Annotated in this window: 15 protein-coding genes; 11 read left to right on the plus strand and 4 right to left on the minus strand. The window is 69.7% G+C overall.

Annotated features, from left to right (window positions below):
- Positions 1-159: 159 nt before the first annotated feature.
- The 3 genes from AB0B98_RS19955 (at position 160) to AB0B98_RS19965 (ending at position 4,496) form a co-directional block, all read left to right on the plus strand.
- A complete protein-coding gene (locus tag AB0B98_RS19955; RefSeq protein WP_357364386.1) occupies positions 160-1,176 on the plus strand; it encodes a hypothetical protein in 1,017 nt (338 codons plus the stop codon).
- Positions 1,177-1,212: 36 nt separating this feature from the next.
- Positions 1,213-2,775 (plus strand): fused MFS/spermidine synthase, encoded by a 1,563-nt coding sequence (locus AB0B98_RS19960; protein WP_357364388.1) that lies wholly within the window; start codon positions 1,213-1,215, stop codon positions 2,773-2,775.
- A 71-nt stretch (positions 2,776-2,846) separates the two neighbouring features.
- Complete coding sequence (locus AB0B98_RS19965) at positions 2,847-4,496, plus strand: serine/threonine-protein kinase (RefSeq protein WP_357364390.1); 1,650 nt, start codon at positions 2,847-2,849, stop codon at positions 4,494-4,496.
- 119 nt (positions 4,497-4,615) lie between these two features.
- Here the strand turns inward: AB0B98_RS19965 and AB0B98_RS19970 are convergent, their stop codons facing one another.
- Positions 4,616-5,284 carry a TrkA family potassium uptake protein gene (locus AB0B98_RS19970; RefSeq protein WP_357364392.1) on the minus strand — a complete coding sequence of 223 codons (669 nt, stop codon included), beginning with the start codon at positions 5,282-5,284 and terminating at the stop codon, positions 4,616-4,618.
- 68 nt (positions 5,285-5,352) lie between these two features.
- Positions 5,353-6,687, minus strand: a complete 1,335-nt coding sequence (locus AB0B98_RS19975; RefSeq protein WP_357364394.1) for a potassium transporter TrkG — start codon at positions 6,685-6,687, stop codon at positions 5,353-5,355.
- A gap of 123 nt (positions 6,688-6,810) precedes the next feature.
- Here AB0B98_RS19975 and AB0B98_RS19980 point away from each other — a divergent pair, with 123 nt between their 5' ends.
- Entirely contained in the window at positions 6,811-7,032 is a 222-nt protein-coding gene (locus tag AB0B98_RS19980; protein WP_357364396.1) for a hypothetical protein, read from the plus strand.
- A 427-nt stretch (positions 7,033-7,459) separates the two neighbouring features.
- The gene (locus tag AB0B98_RS19985) at positions 7,460-8,215 is read left to right on the plus strand and encodes a phage Gp37/Gp68 family protein (RefSeq protein ID WP_357364398.1); all 756 of its coding nucleotides are present in this window, start codon (positions 7,460-7,462) and stop codon (positions 8,213-8,215) included.
- 339 nt (positions 8,216-8,554) lie between these two features.
- Here AB0B98_RS19985 and tcmP read toward each other — a convergent pair whose 3' ends face one another.
- Together tcmP and AB0B98_RS19995 are read right to left on the minus strand one after the other, a co-directional pair.
- Entirely contained in the window at positions 8,555-9,415 is an 861-nt protein-coding gene (gene tcmP, locus AB0B98_RS19990) for a three-Cys-motif partner protein TcmP (RefSeq protein WP_357364400.1), read from the minus strand.
- Between the two features lie 244 nt (positions 9,416-9,659).
- Positions 9,660-9,890 (minus strand): winged helix-turn-helix domain-containing protein, encoded by a 231-nt coding sequence (locus AB0B98_RS19995; protein WP_357364402.1) that lies wholly within the window; start codon positions 9,888-9,890, stop codon positions 9,660-9,662.
- Positions 9,891-10,177: 287 nt separating this feature from the next.
- On the opposite strand from AB0B98_RS19995, the gene AB0B98_RS20000 reads away from it, so the two are divergent.
- The 6 genes from AB0B98_RS20000 to AB0B98_RS20025 all read left to right on the plus strand — a co-directional run bounded on the left by AB0B98_RS20000 (position 10,178) and on the right by AB0B98_RS20025 (position 15,396).
- On the plus strand, positions 10,178-10,417 hold the full coding sequence (locus AB0B98_RS20000) for a hypothetical protein (protein ID WP_357364404.1): 240 nt from the start codon (positions 10,178-10,180) through the stop codon (positions 10,415-10,417).
- 219 nt (positions 10,418-10,636) lie between these two features.
- Positions 10,637-11,836 carry a substrate-binding domain-containing protein gene (locus AB0B98_RS20005; protein WP_238666895.1) on the plus strand — a complete coding sequence of 400 codons (1,200 nt, stop codon included), beginning with the start codon at positions 10,637-10,639 and terminating at the stop codon, positions 11,834-11,836.
- A 2-nt stretch (positions 11,837-11,838) separates the two neighbouring features.
- A complete protein-coding gene (locus AB0B98_RS20010; protein ID WP_238666894.1) occupies positions 11,839-12,582 on the plus strand; it encodes an ABC transporter ATP-binding protein in 744 nt (247 codons plus the stop codon).
- A 62-nt stretch (positions 12,583-12,644) separates the two neighbouring features.
- Positions 12,645-13,406, plus strand: a complete 762-nt coding sequence (locus AB0B98_RS20015; RefSeq protein ID WP_238666893.1) for an ABC transporter ATP-binding protein — start codon at positions 12,645-12,647, stop codon at positions 13,404-13,406.
- Entirely contained in the window at positions 13,406-14,296 is an 891-nt protein-coding gene (locus tag AB0B98_RS20020; protein WP_124815814.1) for a branched-chain amino acid ABC transporter permease, read from the plus strand. The genes AB0B98_RS20015 and AB0B98_RS20020 overlap by 1 nt, the downstream gene beginning before the upstream one ends.
- Positions 14,293-15,396, plus strand: coding sequence for a branched-chain amino acid ABC transporter permease (locus tag AB0B98_RS20025; protein ID WP_357364408.1), 1,104 nt, complete (start codon positions 14,293-14,295; stop codon positions 15,394-15,396). Before AB0B98_RS20020 ends, AB0B98_RS20025 begins: the two co-directional genes overlap by 4 nt.
- The last annotated feature ends 18 nt before the right edge of the window (positions 15,397-15,414 follow it).

The raw sequence follows: 15,414 nt of genomic DNA on the forward strand, positions 1-15,414 counted from the left end.
TCGGGACGCTGCGTCGACATCGGGGCAGCTCGAGGGTCAGAGGGGTGGTCACCGGCCCGCAGTCCGGTATCGTGACCGGCGGTCTCCGCAAGCAGGCCGCCGACCGGCGTCGCCGTGCAGTGTCAATCGGGGGCCGGCGGTCTACGGAAGGACGCTTTCGTGCCCAGGACCAGGCTCAGCCCGCGGCTCGGTCGCCGCGCTCTGTTCGCAGTGCTCGCCGCCGTCGCGCTGGTGCTCGGCGGTGCCGCCGTGCCCGCGTACGCGGAGCCTGGCGAGGGTGGCAGCAAGAAGTTGCAGGACGCGCTGGAGTTGACCGCCAAGGGTCACATCGAGGCCAAGGCCAAGCTGGACAACTCCAAGCGTCGCCAGACGGCGCTGACCGGCGAACTGGCGACGCTTGAGGGTCGGCTGGTCGGGCTCAGCAGCCAGGTGGGCGAGGTGGCCGCCCAGTCGTACCGGGTGGGTCGACTGAGCGCTGTCTCGATGCTGCTCAACACGGCCACACCGGAGGCGTTCCTGCAACGCGCGGGCGACCTCGACCTGATGGCCCAGCGGGACAGCAAGCGGCTGCGTGACCTCACCGACGCCCGGCAGCAGGCGCAGCAGGCCAAGGTCGCCATCGACGCCGAGGTCCGCGAGCAGCAGAAGCAACTCGCCGTGATGGCGAAGAAGAAGAAGGAAGCCGAGGAGGCGCTCGCCGAGGTCAGCTCCGGCGGCAGCAACGGTTTCAGCGGTGGCAGCTCCACCTCGGCGAAGCCGGCGCCGCGTAACTCCGACGGGTCCTGGCCGTCGGAGTCCTGCTCGGTGAAGGACCCGACCACCTCCGGGTGCATCACTCCGCGGACCCTCAACGCGCTCAAGCAGACCCAGGCGGCCGGCTACAAGCGGCACGTCTCCTGCAAGCGCAGTGGTGGCAGCGGCGAGCATCCGAAGGGCCGGGCCTGCGACTTCTCGGCCGCCACGAACGGCTTCGAGGACAAGAACGCGACCGGCGGCGACAAGGCGTACGGGGACAGCCTGGCCGCCTGGCACGTGCGCAACGCCGACCGGCTCGGCGTGCTCTACGTGATCTGGTACCGGCAGATCTGGCATCCCGGCACCGGTTGGCGTTCGTACAGTGGAAGCGGCTCTCCGGCGGCGTCCCACACGAACCATGTTCATCTCTCTATGTACTGACCCGGAGCACCAGCTTCGCTGCGTACCATCGCGACGATGAGCTCCCCACCGTCCGACGTAGCGGCCCTGCCGGCGCCCCCGGCCCCGCCCGTGCCGGTCACCGGCCGGGCGCTGCCCAACGGCCTGGCCGCATTCCTGGTGTTCTTCTCCAGCGGTGCCGTGCTGGTGCTGGAGACAGTCGCGTTGCGCCTGGTCGGCCCGTACGTAGGGGTGACCCTTCAGGTGACCAGCTCGGTGATCGGCATCGCGCTGGCCGCGATCGCGTACGGCGCGTGGTCCGGCGGTTGGCTGGCCGACCGGCGTAACCCGCGAGGCCTGCTGGCGCCGGCGTTGGTGCTGGCCGGCATCGCCACCGCTGTCACCCTGCCCGTCGTCCGGTACGCCGGTGAGGTGCTGCGCGGTGGTGCGGCCAGCGGCATCCTGCTGCTTGTCGCGTTGGCGGTGTTCGTGCCGGCCGCGCTGCTGGCAGCTGTCACCCCGCTGGTGGTGAAACTCCAGCTCGCCGACCTGCGCCGCACCGGCCAGGTGGTCGGTCGACTCTCCGGGATCGGCACCCTGGGCGGCATCACCGCAACCCTGCTGACCGGGTTCGTGCTGGTCGCCGCGCTGCGCAGCACCGTCATCCTGCTGGCCCTGGCGCTCGCGCTCGGGCTGGTCGGCATCGGCCTCGGCTGGTACCTGCGCCGGCAGGAGCCCACCGAGCTGCCCGGTCCGGCCCGGGCCCGAGCCGCGCTGGCCGTACTCGGCCTGGCCGGGGCGGGGCTGACCACCGTGGCACCCAACCCGTGCGACATCGAGACGGCGTACCACTGCGCCCGGGTCACCGCGGACCCCGCCCGGCCCAGCGGGCGGACGCTGCTGCTCAACTCCGCCCAGCACTCGTACGTGGACCTCAACGACCCGAAACACCTGGAGTACGCGTACACGAAGTGGATCGGCGCGGTCGGCGACGTCGCCGCGCCGGCCGGTCAGCGCCTGGACGCGCTGCACCTGGGCGGCGGTGGCTTCACGGTGCCGCGCTACCTGACCGCGACCCGACCGGGCACCGACAACCTGGTGTTCGAGATCGACGGCGGGCTGGTCGAGCTGGGTGAGCAGGAGCTGGGCGTACGGCCGGGGCCGGACCTGCGGGCGGTGGTGGGTGACGCCCGGATGCTCGTTGCCGGCGAGCCGACCGACAGCCGCGACCTGGTGGTCGGGGACGCGTTCGGGCACCTGGTGGTGCCCTGGCACCTGGCCACCCGGGAGATGGCCGCCGACGTCCGGCGGGTGACCCGCCCCGGCGGCGTGTACGTGCAGAACGTCATCGACTACCCGCCGCTGCGGTTCATCCGCGCCGAGTTGGCCACTGTGGCAGCCGAGTTCGGGCACGTCGCGTTGATCGCGCCGCCGGAAGCGCTCGCCCAGGAGCAGGGCTCCAACTTCCTCATCGTCGGCTCCGACGCGCCGTTGCCGCTGGAAGCTGTCCGGGTCCGGCTGGCCGAGGTGGATCCGAAGGTCAGCCTGCTGTCCGGTGCGGCGCTGACGGACTTCGTCGACGGGGCGATGGTGTTGACCGACGACTACGCCCCGGTGGATCAGCTGCTGGCCACCGCCTGATCGGGTGACAATCCTGACCGATTCCGATACTCCAGGTGTAGGCGGGCCGTTCCTGGGCAACATCGCTCACCATGGGTGGTGGGGACCGGAACGGCGCGCAGTTGCTCGATGAGCGGTACCGGCTGATCGAACAACTCGGCGCGGGCGGCATGTCGGTGGTCTGGCGTGGCTACGACGAGGTGCTCGGTCGTCAGGTCGCGGTGAAGGTGTTGGCCTCCCGGCTGGCCAGCGACCGGGCCTTCCGCCACCGCATCCGGATCGAGGCGCAGGCCGCCGCGCGGCTCTGCCACCCCAACATCACCAACGTGTACGACTACGGCGAGTCCGAGCAGGTCGGTCTGACGGTGCCGTACGTGGTGATGGAGCTGGTCGACGGCGCTTCGCTGGCCAGCCGGTTGGGTCGGGAGAGCCAACTGCCGTGGCGGGAGGCGGTGACCATCGGCGCCGAGGTCAGCTCCGCGCTGACCACCGCGCACGCCCGTGGGGTGGTGCACCGCGACGTCACCCCGGGCAACGTCATGCTCACCTCAACCGGGGTCAAGGTGGTCGACTTCGGCATCTCCGCGCTCGTCGGGGAGAGCGAGAAGGGCCCGGACGGCACGCTGTTGGGCACCCCCGCGTACCTCGCCCCGGAGCGGCTGGACAACGGCCAGGTCTCCCCGGCCACCGACGTGTACGCCGTTGGACTGCTGCTCTACCGGATGCTCACCGGTCGACTGCCGTGGCTCGCCAGCACGACCACCCAGATGCTGCGCGCCCACATGTACAACGACCCGGAGCCGATGCCCACCGTCGCGGGGCTGCCCGACGGGGTGGCCGACCTGGTCGGACGTTGCCTGGCCAAGCGGCCCGCCGACCGACCGGCCACCGCCGAGCTGACCCGGACGCTCGCCGAGGCGGCCGGCATGCTCGCGGCGGTGCCGGTCTCCCCGGCCGCCGGGCCGCTGGACGCGACCATGCTCGGCAGTGCGCGTACCACGATCCTGCCCTGGTCGGCGGCGACCGACGCGTTGCCGTTGTCGCGGACCCGCAACCGGGACCGTCGGACGCAGCAGCGGGTGACCCGGCGTCGACGGGTGGAGGCCGGAGTGGCCGCCGTCGGGCTGATCGCGGTCACCGGGGCGATGTGGGGGTTCACCTCGCGCAGCCCGGCCAGCGGAGGGGACCGGCCGACGACCGAGGCGCGGATGGGTCTGCCGGCGGCGGTGCCCTGCGAGGTGGCGTACGCGTTGCGCTCCGACTCCGGCACCGAGTTCTCCGCCGAGCTGACGTTGACCAACACCGGTGGCCGTGAGCTGCGGGACTGGGCGATGAGCTTCACCTTCCCCGGGCAGCAGAAGGTGACGAAGGCGGAGCCCGCGCCGGTGCACCAGCAGGGGAGCACGGTGCTGATCCGACCGGCGGCCCAGCGCACCACGCTGGCCGCTGGCGCGGCCGAGAAGGTGACCCTCACGGGTAGGTACAGCGGGGCGAACCCGCTGCCTGTGGAGTTCCGGCTCGGCGAGGCGACCTGCGGGGTTCGGGTTTCCGGCGTCGCCGGCAGCGCGCCGTCCACGGCCCCGCCGAGCAAGGCCGCCACGCCGAAGGCTCCGCCCAAGGCAGCGAAGGTGCGCAGCGGCTCCGGTTCGGGCGGCGGCGCGTCGAAGGCCAAGCCGCCGAAGCCGGCGAAGGCCCCGGCGAAGCCCGCGAAGGCTGCCGGTGGTGGTCCGGGAAAAGCGTGAAGGTGACCAAGGGGCCGGGTGGTCACCGGAAGTGAGCAGGCCACACCGTTTCGCCATGCTTCGGGGCCGTCGGACCAACTGGTTCGACGGCCCCGGTCGATCTCGCCCTGCGGAGCAGTTCAGCGCAACCCCGCGAATCGCTGCACCTGGTCGATCCCACCTTCGACGATGAGCACCCCGTTCAGGGGAAGCGTGGTGTCGTCGGAGGTGTACCGGAAGCGTTCGCCCGGCAGCTTGGCACCGACCACGCGTACCCCGAAGCGCTCCTCCGGTTTCAGGTCGAGCAGTGTGCGCCCGACCAGGGACTCTGGCACCCGGACGGTGGCGATGGCGAAGTCGTCGTCGAACTCGATGAAGTCGAGCAACCGGCTGACGATCAGGTGCGCGACCCGGTCCCCGGTCTCCGCCTCCGGGAAGATCACGTGGTGCGCGCCCACCGACGCCAGGATCTTGGCGTGCTTCTGCGAGGTGGCCCGCGCCCAGATCTGGGGCACACCCAGCTCGACCAGCGCCAACACGGTGAGCACACTCGCTTCCACCGAGGCCCCGATGGCCACCACCGCCCGCCCGAAACTGGTGATGCCCAGCTGCCGCAGCGCCCCCTCCTCGGTCGCGTCGGCCTGAACCACCCGGTCGAGCTGCGCCGACCAGCGCTGCACCTTCGCCGGGTTGCGGTCGATGGCCAACACCTCGCGGTTCATCCGGGTCAGCGACCCGGCCAGGTGGCAACCGAATCGACCCAGCCCGATCACCACGACGCCGCCGCTGTCCGCTCGTCTAGCCGACACCTCGGCCCTCCCTGCTCCCAAGGGTGTGGTCCCGGCGTGCGGGCCGGCCGACACTTCCGAAACACGCCCTAGCCGACAATGGGTTGCTCCTGGGGATAGCGGTAGAGGCGGCGTCGGGTGTTCAGGGCGATCGCCGACCCCAGGGTGAGCGTCCCGACGCGGCCGATGAACATCAGCACGGTCAGCACCAGTTGGCCGCCGGCCGGCAGTTCGGCGGCCAGACCGATGGTCAGACCGGTGGTGCTGAACGCCGAGGTGATCTCGAACAGGGCCGCGACGAAGCGGACGCCCTCGGTGAGCAGCAGCAACAGCATGGTCCCGGCGGTCACCAACGCGACGCTGAGCAGCGCCACGGTGACCGCCTGCCGCTGGCTCGCGGTGGCCACCCGCCGATGCCCGATCGTCACGTCGGGCTCGCCCCGCAACTCCGCCCAGATGGTGAACGCCAGGAGGAAGAACGTGGAGACCTTGATGCCACCGGCCGTGCTGGCACTGCCGCCGCCGATGAACATCAGCACGATCAGCAGGGGATAGCTCTCCTCCTGCAGGTCGGCGATGTTCAGGACGCTGAAGCCGCCGGTGCGGCTCAGCGCGATCTGGGTGAACGACGCGAGGATCTTCCCGGGTACGTCGTACTGGCCGATGGTGCTCGCGTTGGTCCACTCGGCGGCGAGCAGGCCGGCGAAGCCGACCAGCAGCAGCGCCGCGCTGCCCCAGATGGTCAACTTCGTCGCCACCGCCCAGTGCGTCGGCTGCCGCCACTCGCGGACCGCCTCGAAGAGCGCGGGAAACCCGAGACCGCCGATGATCGCGCCGATCGCCAGGGGCAGCGACACCCACGGGTCACGGCTGAAGGCCAGGAGCCCGTCGGTGTAGAGCGCGAAGCCGCCGTTGTTGAACCCCTGCACGGCGTGGAAGGCGCCCGACCAGAGGGCCTGCCCGAACGGATAGTCGTAGGCCAGCCAGAGCCGACCGGCGATCAGCACTGTCATCACCGCCTCGCAGGCGAAGACGGTCAGCGCGATTCGGCGGAGCAACCGGCCCACCTCACCGATGCCGAACTCGGCCGTTTCGGCCTGCACCAGCAACCGGTTGCGCAGTCCGAGCTGGCTGGAGACCACCAGGATGACCAACGCCGCGACAGTGAGGATGCCGAGGCCGCCGAGCTGGGTGAGCAGGGTGATCACCACCAGTCCCGCGCCGGACCAGTAGTTCGGCGTGTCGGTGATGGCCATGCCGGTGACCGACACAGCCGAGGTGGCGGTGAAGAGCGCTGTGACCACGGGTGCGCGTTCGTGTTCCACTGTCGCCCAGCGCGCCATGAGCAACAGGGTGCCGAGCAGTATCGGCACCAGGAACGCGAACGGCACCAGTCGCACGGGATTGCGGAAGAACTGGCGCACCAGACAATCTTCCTGTCCGCCAGCGGCCCTGGAGTGGGAACGGACATTCCGGAGATTCATCTGCCGGCCAGCCATCGACCAGCTCCTGGCAAATCAGGGGCGGTCTGCTTAACCGGACCAGCGATGACAGGAGACGGCGTTGCGACGTACCCTCTCGTGCACTCCTGGACGTTCCGCGCCGAGAACAAGTTCCTCCCAGCGGACCTCCGGATCGGCGCTGACCCGAACGCGCGCGGCGACATCACCGTCGAGTACGAAAATCTCCTTGGCCTGGGCCTCGACGGTGTCTTCAGCGACCATCCGGACACCGCCCTCGCGGCCCTCGCCGCCCGCCCCGGCCACTGACCCACTCCGATCCTCGGCCCGGAGCTGACCCGCTCCCGGCCGGTCACCGGGCCGACCTGGCTCGGTCCCACGCGCTGGCCCGTCGTCCGCCACCCGGACGGCGGGCCAGCGGCATGTCCGCCCACCCAGGGGTCCGGCCAGGTGGGCCCACGGGCGCGGGCAGCGCCTCGCGGACGCTATGGAGTTGATGCCGCAGACGAATCGCGCTTGCTCCGAATCGCATCGAGCGTGATGTAGTGGCCACCAACGTCTAGTGACACCACTGCGCAGGTCTCAATTGGTCTGGCCCCGCAGTTGGCCTGCGTGCTTGCCGGCCCCTGGTGGCGGCTTCATTGCCAGCGAAGATGGCGGGCCGACACGCCGCGCAACCCTTCCCATGCGTACGGTTGTTCGACAGTATGGGCCCGTCGAGCGGAAGGAGAAGCGCATGGCAGACAAGAGCGCCATCGAGTGGACGGAAGCAACCTGGAATCCCACCACTGGTTGTGACCGCATCTCGTCGGGCTGCGATAACTGCTATGCGATGACTCTCGCTAAGCGCTTGAAAGCCATGCGCTCGGCCAAATATCAGACCGATGGGGACCCACGCACCTCGGGCCCCGGGTTTGGCGTCGCCTTGCACCCTGATGCCCTCGATATTCCTCGTCGCTGGCGTGACCCACGGACCGTCTTCGTCAACTCCATGTCGGATCTGTTCCACGCCCGGGTTCCACTCACCTACGTGCAACAGGTTTTCGCTGTCATGCGCGAAACCCCCAGGCATACCTTCCAGGTGCTCACCAAGCGCGCCGCCAGGCTGGCGAAGGTCGCCCATCAGATCGACTGGCCGGCGAACGTCTGGATGGGCGTGAGCGTCGAGGACCACGCTCAGCGGGAACGGGTCGCCCAGCTCCGCGAGGTGCCGGCTGCGGTACGTTTCATCTCGGCCGAGCCGCTGCTGGGGCCACTGGTCGACCTGGATCTCGACGACATCGACTGGCTGATCGCGGGGGGCGAGTCGGGGCAGGGCTGCCGCCCGATGGAGCCGACGTGGGTGCGTGACCTCCGGGATCAGTGCGTGTCTGCTGGCACCGCCTTCTTCTTCAAGCAGTGGGGCGGGCGTACGCCGAAACTTGGCGGCCGGCACCTCGACGGTCGGACCTGGGACGAAATGCCGGCCCCGCGCCTACTTGTGCAGGCATAGGGCCGCCGCGGGTGGGGCTACGGCTCAAGGCCGCCAGAGGACTTCCTTCCAGAAGTCACCCGTGCCGGGGCTGCTGATCCGGCCCTGTCGATGCAGCGACTTGACGGCCTGTCGTACGTGTGGTGCCCAAGCGTGCCCAAGTACGTCACCGTAGATCTCTGGCACATGATCGACGATCTTGACCGTAGAAGTCTGTTCGAGCAATTTGATGATGTTCCGCTCGATCGCACCTGACCAGCGAGGGGCGTTCTCGGCCTTGTACTGCTCGGCGTCGAAGACGGGACCGTCGCCGAACAGCGTCTCCGCTACGTGGTCGCCCCGGCGGATCTGCTCCCGGACCTACGCCTCCTCCCATTCGACGCCAGCCTTACCGAGGGTGTCGGCGAAATGCCAGGCACCTTCGCCATGGGTGGTGAACAGGGCGAGGACGTATTTCGGGGCGAGACCGGGGCGTGGGCGCACCGGCATCTGCACCGCCTGGTAGTTGGACCCCTGGGTGAGATCTCGGGCGTACCTGTCCGCAACCCGGAGTGCGACGTCCGTGGCGCGTTGGTCATCGCCAGCATCCGACACCTCGGCGAAGTAGCTGCGCCACCAGCCGCCACCCAAGAATCGATCCAATCGCGCGGCTGTCCTCCGGTCGCTCTCCGACAGCCCACCCGATCGACTCTCGGCAACGTGGACGGCCCGTCCCATCCGAGCCACGGTGGAAACGCTGAAGTGCAGTAGCAATTCGGTCGGTGGCCAGTTGGGGCGCCCGAGCAGCCGCGTCCGGATCAGATCGAAGTCAAGAGCCGGCCCGAAGGGATCGAGAAAGGCGAAGAGCGAGGCACCCTTGGCCAAGGCCAGCACCTCGGGCAGGTGTTGGTCAAGGGTGCCCTGGCGAAGTTCACGTCGAACCACCCCGCCCTTGTCGCGGAGCACCTGCTCCAGGTTCGCGTAGCTGTCCGGATCCTGCTCGACGAAGAACGCGAGCACGTCGCGGAAGCCTTGAACGAACTCGGCGCACCGGGACAACAGCAGCGGAGATCCTGGCTCTCCGCCGTCGTACTCGCCTCTGCCGGCGTAGCCGTCGAGGAAGACGATCGGGTTGCCCTGCCCTGTCTTGGAGGCGAAGACCACGGGATAGCGCTTGAGGATGCCGTGCTTCAGTACGGCCGCCGCCTTCTTCGACCGGAAAAATTCGTCGTTGTTGGACAACGGCCCTCCCGTGACACTCACTTGCGGTCATGAGAAGGTAGCGCTGTGTTCTTGAGTCCGCTGCCCCACGGAAGGGGTCACTCGGAGCGGATTCGATCGGGGGGACGCCCAGTGAGCAGCGCCGACGACTTCCTAGTGATTGGCCGTCGCGCAGTCCTCAGTCCATGATCTGACACAGGCGTAGCGCTGACGCGGGATTTGGTGCGCTGGAGCCCTCATTGGTCATTCGGGGTCGCTAAAGTGCCTACCGGCGGGGTTGTTCGGCGACGTAGGTGCCACGCCCGGGCTGTCCGGTGATCAGCTCACGGTCGTGCAGCAGGGAGAGCGCTCGCGACGCGGTGTTCATGTGCACGGCGTAGGTCTCGGCGAGTTCCCGAGTGGAGGGCAGCTTCTCTCCCGGCTTCAACTCGCCGCTCTTGATCTTCGCGGCGATCTCGTTGGCAATGCGTCGGTAGGGCGCTTCTGCTGTGGGCATGGTGAGGACTCCGGCTGGTTCGGCTCCTCGATCATGCCGGCCTGCACCAATAACTGCAACAGGCTGCGATGTCGCTGCCGCACACCATCGACCTACACAAGTAATTGGTGTAGGTTGCTGGGTGTCCGGCTCTGGTTGGTTCGGCAAACCCCGGAGTTCGGGCCTCTGGTGGGCTCCGCGTTCGTACCGCCGCTGTCGAGAGCTGCGGGCGTGGGGCCGGGTGGTCCGGTGCGCGTCCCCTACCCGCGCGCCGGATCGCCCTCCAGGTCAACGGATCGAGGGTGAGCATGGCGAGTGGACGCTTCGTGGTGCACCTGCCGGTGGTGGCGGCTGATCTGCCGGGGGCGTTGCGGTTCGCGCGGGCGATAACGCGGGCGCTGGGTTTCCTCGCGGACGTGGACCGGGCCGAGACCACGGTGTCGGAGGAGGACGCTCAGTGCGTACGACATCGGGTTTTCTGTGACCACCTGCTCGACGGCCGGCGGCGGTGCCCGCGCCCGGCGGACCACGACGGGCCGTGCGGCTAAGGCCGGATGGTCCGGGGAGACACATGGGTCGGTCCACCGGTGGCGCTCCAGGCTATCGGGAGGCCTGGGTCGGGGATGGGGGTGCGGCCCGCTGTAACCTCCGGCCACCTCATTCCTGTTACTTGTGTGTTTCCGCCACATAGCTCGTGGGTGACGTCACTTCTAGCGTGAGCCGTCACGAAGAAGTTCTCTCCCTCTGAGTCCTCATGTGGAGTCGCAATGACGGTCCGGACGACGCGGCGGGCGTTCCTCTCCGCCGCCACGATGATGGCCGCGGCGCTGGCCGCCACGGCCTGTGGCAGCCCGCAGGACACCGCCACCGGCGGCGGCGACAGTGCCGCCCCGGTCAAGGTCGGCCTGGTGTACTCCCAGTCGGGAGCCCTGGCCAGCTACGGAAAGCAGTACATCGAGGGGTTCAAGGCGGGGCTGGACTTCGCCACCCAGGGCACCGGCAAGGTCGGTGACCGCAAGATCGAGTTGACCGAGGTCGACGACGCTGGCGATCCGGCCAAGGCCGTCTCCGCGGCGAAGGACCTGATCGGCAAGGGTACGAAGATCATCGCCGGCTCCACAGCTTCCGGTGTGGCGCTCCAGGTCGCGCCGATCGCGGCGCAGAACAAGGTCCTGTTCATCTCCGGCCCGGCCGCCACGGACGCGGTGACCGGCGCGAACAAGTACACCTTCCGCTCCGGTCGGCAGTCCTACCAGGACGTGGTGACCGCCAAGTCGTTCATCGGCGACCCCACCGGCAAGAAGGTGGTGGTCTTCGCCCAGGACGGCGCGTTCGGTGACGCCAACGAGGCCGCCGTCAAGGCCGTCATCGGCAGTGCGGGCGCGACGGTGAGCAGCGTCCGGGCCCCGGCCAGCGCCACCGAGTTCACCCCGTTCGCCAGCCAGATCAAGACCGCGAAGCCGGACCTGCTCTTCGTGGCGTGGGCGGGCACCACCGCCCCGGCCATGTGGCAGACCCTCGACCAGCAGGGCGTCCTCTCGTCCACCACTGTCGTCACCGGCCTCGACATCCGCGCCTCGTGGCCGACCTTCGGTGCTGCCGGCGCGAAGATCTCCTTCCTGTCGCACTACTTCGACGGTGCCAGCGACACCGAGGCCAGCAAGGCGCTGAAGGCCACTGTCAACACCATCGACCTGTTCCACCCGGACGGCTTCGCCGCCGCGCAGATGGTGGTCCGGGCCGCGCAGGAGGGTGGCGACGACGTCGACAAGATGGTCACCGCCCTGGAGGGCTGGAGCTTCGACGGGGTCAAGGGCAAGATGACCATCCGGGCCGCCGACCACGCGCTGCTCCAGCCGATGTTCCAGGCCAAGCTGACCGGCAGCGGCACCGCGTTCACGGCGACCGCGCAGAAGAGCCTCACCGGTGACGAGACCGCGCCGCCGGCCGTGGCCATGAAGGGCTGACCATGCTCGCCACCCGCGGTCTGACCTGGCGGATCGGTGAGGTCGCCATCGTCGACAGCGTCTACCTCGACCTGGCGCCCGGGGAGTTCCTGGGCGTCATCGGGCCCAACGGCGCCGGTAAGACCTCACTGTTCAACCTGATCACCGGCCTGCGCCGGCCGACCGAGGGCCGGATCGTGCTGGACGGGCAGGACATCGGGGCGCTTGCGCCGCACCGGCGGGCGCGCCTCGGTCTGGGCCGTACCTTCCAGGCGTCCTCGGTCTTCGGCTCGCTGAGCGTGCGGGAGAACGTCCGGCTCGCCGTGCAGGCGCACCGCGGGGGCTCGATGGCACTGTGGCGGCGGGCGGCGGCCGACCGGGAGGTCGCCGCCGCCGCCGACGCGGCGCTCGACCGGGTCGGCCTCGCCCACCGGGGTACGGCCCTCGCCGGCACCCTGGCCCACGGCGAGAAGCGCAAGCTGGAGATCGCCCTGCTGCTCGCCGGTGAACCGCGGGTGATGCTGCTGGACGAGCCGATGGCCGGGGTCAGCGCCGAGGACGTGCCGGAACTGGTGGCCGTCATCAAGTCGTTGACCGGCGACAGTGGTCGGGCGGTGCTGATGGTCGAACACCACATGGACGTCATCCTGGAACTGGCCGACCGCATCGCCGTCATGCATCACGGCGCGCTGCTGGCCTGCGACACCCCGGAGACGGTGATGGCCAACCCCACAGTGCAAGAGGCCTACCTGGGGGAGTCGCTGTGAACGCGAGGAGTGAGCCGGGTCTGCCAGCCCCGCAGTCGCGAACTGAGGAACCGATCCTCAGTGTGGAGGAGCTTTCGGTCCGGATCTCCGGGCTGCACATCCTCCAGGGGGTGTCCTTCACTGTCGCCCCGACCGGCGTGACAGTCCTGCTCGGTCGCAACGGCGTCGGCAAGACCACCACGCTGCGCGCGATCGTCGGCCTCACCCCGCCCGCGGGGGAGGTCCGCGGCACCATCCGGATGGGCGCGCAGAGTCTGCTGGCCCGGCCGACGCACCGGCTGGTCCGCGGTGGGCTCGGCTACGTGCCCGAGGACCGCTGCGTGTTCGCCGGGCTCACCGTCGCGGAGAACCTGCGCCTCGCCGAGCGGCGCGGCACCACCCCGGCGTACGACAAGGTCTTCGCGCTCTTTCCGGAGCTGGACCGACGCGGACGGCAACGGGCCGGTTCGCTCTCCGGCGGGCAGCAGCAGATGCTCGCCATCGGGCGGGTGCTGCTCAACGACAACCGGCTGCTGCTCGTCGACGAGCCGACCAAGGGGTTGGCGCCGAAGGTGGTGACCGAGGTGGCCGAGGTGCTGGAACGGGTCGCGGAGTCGGTGCCGGTGCTGCTGGTCGAGCAGAACCTGGCAGTCGTACGCCGACTGGCCCGCGACGCTGTCGTGCTGGCCGCCGGCAAGGTGGCGTGGACCGGCGACGCCCACGAGTTGCTGTTGGAGACCGCGTTGACGAAGTCGCTGCTCGGTGTCGGCTCGGCGGAGGTGTCCACGCCGAGCGCGAGGAGTGAGCTTGCGAGCCCCGCAGTCGCGAGGAAGGACCAGCTCTGATGGGCACCGTGATCCTGTTGGCGTTGACCGGCCTCGGCCTGGCGGCGCTGTACTTCCTGGTCGCCTCCGGCCTGTCCCTGGTCTTCGGCCTGGCCGACGTGCTCAACTTCGCGCACGGGCTGTTCCTCGGCGTCGGCGCGTACGGCACCTGGTGGGCGGCGGGCAACCTGCCGGGCGCCGGCCCGGACGGGTTCGGCTTCGTGTTCGCTGTCGCCTTCGGGGTGGCCGCCGGCACGCTGGTCGCGATCCTGGTCGAGCTGGTGCTGATCCGCCCGCTGTACTCCCGCACCATCGAGCAGGTGCTCGTCACCGTCGGGCTGTCACTGGCCGGGGTGGCGTTGCTCCAGGCCACCTGGGGTGCGGACGCCCGGCCGTTCCCGCGTCCGGACTGGACCCGGCAGGTGACCGGGATCCTCGGCGCGCAGGTGCCAAACGGTGGCCTGCTGCTGATCATCGCGGCGGTGCTGGTGCTCGGCGCGATCCTGGCGTTCCTGCGCTGGACCCGGTACGGCCTGGTGATCCGCGCCGGGGTGGAGAACCGGGAGATGGTGACAGCGCTGGGCATCGACGTCCGCAAGGCGTTCACGCTGGTCTTCGCGATCGGTGGGGCGGCCGCCGCGCTCGCCGGCGCGCTCGGCGGGGTCTACTTCGGCACCGTCTCGCCCGGGCAGGGCGGCTCGCTGCTGATCTTCGCGTTCATCGTGGTGGTGATCGGCGGGATGGGCTCGGTGGTCGGCTCCGCGTACGCGGCGGTCGTGGTCGGGCTGGTGCAGCAGTTCGTCAACTACTACGGCACGTCCGGGCTGGGCGACATCTGCGTGGTCGGGCTGCTGGCCGTGGTGCTGCTGCTGCGTCCGCAGGGCATCGCCGGAAAGGTGGCAACGGCATGACGGTGATCGACGCGCCTCGCGCGCAGGTGCCCGACGAACTGAGTCCGCAGCGGGGGCGGTGGCACCGGGTCCGCCCGTTCCTGCCGCTGGTCGCGCTGGTGGTGCTGGCGATCCTGCCGTACTCGACGATCTCCCTGCCGGGGATCTTCGAGGGGCCGGTCAACTCACCAGGCACCCTGCAACTGCTCGCCATCTGCCTGATCTTCGGTGGGTTGGCGGCCGGGTACGACCTGCTCTTCGGCCGGACCGGGATGCTCTCCTTCGGGCACGCGCTGTACTTCGCCGCCGGTGTCTACGGCACCGACATCCTGGTCACCCGGGCCGGTCTGCCGCTGTGGCAGGCGGGGCTGTTGACCATCACCGGCGGCACCATCCTCGCCGCGCTGCTTGGCGCGGTGGCGCTGCGGACGGTGGGCATCGCGTTCGCCATGGTCACTTTGGCCTTCGCCCAGGTGGGCGCGATCCTGGTGGCCCGGGACTTCGGCGGGCTCACCGGTGGCGAGGAGGGCCTGCCGCTGGACGTGTCGGGGCTGCCCGCCGGACTGGTGGGGGTGACAAACACGGTCAACCTGTACTGGTTGGCGCTGGCGTACCTGACCCTTGTGGTCTTCGTGGTGCACCGGGTGAGCGGGTCACCGACCGGTCGGGTGCTCGCCGGGTTGCGCGACGACGAGCGGCGGATCGGGGTGCTCGGGCTGGACCCGTACCGCTACAAGCTGGTGGCGTTCACCCTGGCCGGCGGGTTGGCGTCGGCGGGCGGGGTGGTCTACGTCCTGATCGTCGGCGGCGCGTCGCCGCACATCACGTCCTCCGAGCTGACCCTGTCGCTGCTGGTCATGGTGGTGCTCGGCGGGCCGGGCACCCGGTGGGGTCCGGTGCTCGGTGGTGTCCTCTACATGTACCTGGACCACCGGCTCACCGCCTTCGGCACGAGCGACGCGGTGGACAACCTGCCGGCCGTCCTCAGCCGTCCGTTGAGCCAGCCGCTGTTCGTCCTGGGCACGGTCTTCATCCTGGCCGTCTACTTCTTCCCAGGAGGCCTCACGAGCCTCGCCCCCCGCCTGTCCCACCTGACCCGCGCCCTCCGCCCCCGCCGTTGACTCGGTTGATCAAGAGGT

The organism is Micromonospora sp. NPDC048947 (assembly GCF_040649495.1).
Classification (GTDB): Bacteria; Actinomycetota; Actinomycetes; order Mycobacteriales; family Micromonosporaceae; genus Micromonospora; species Micromonospora alfalfae.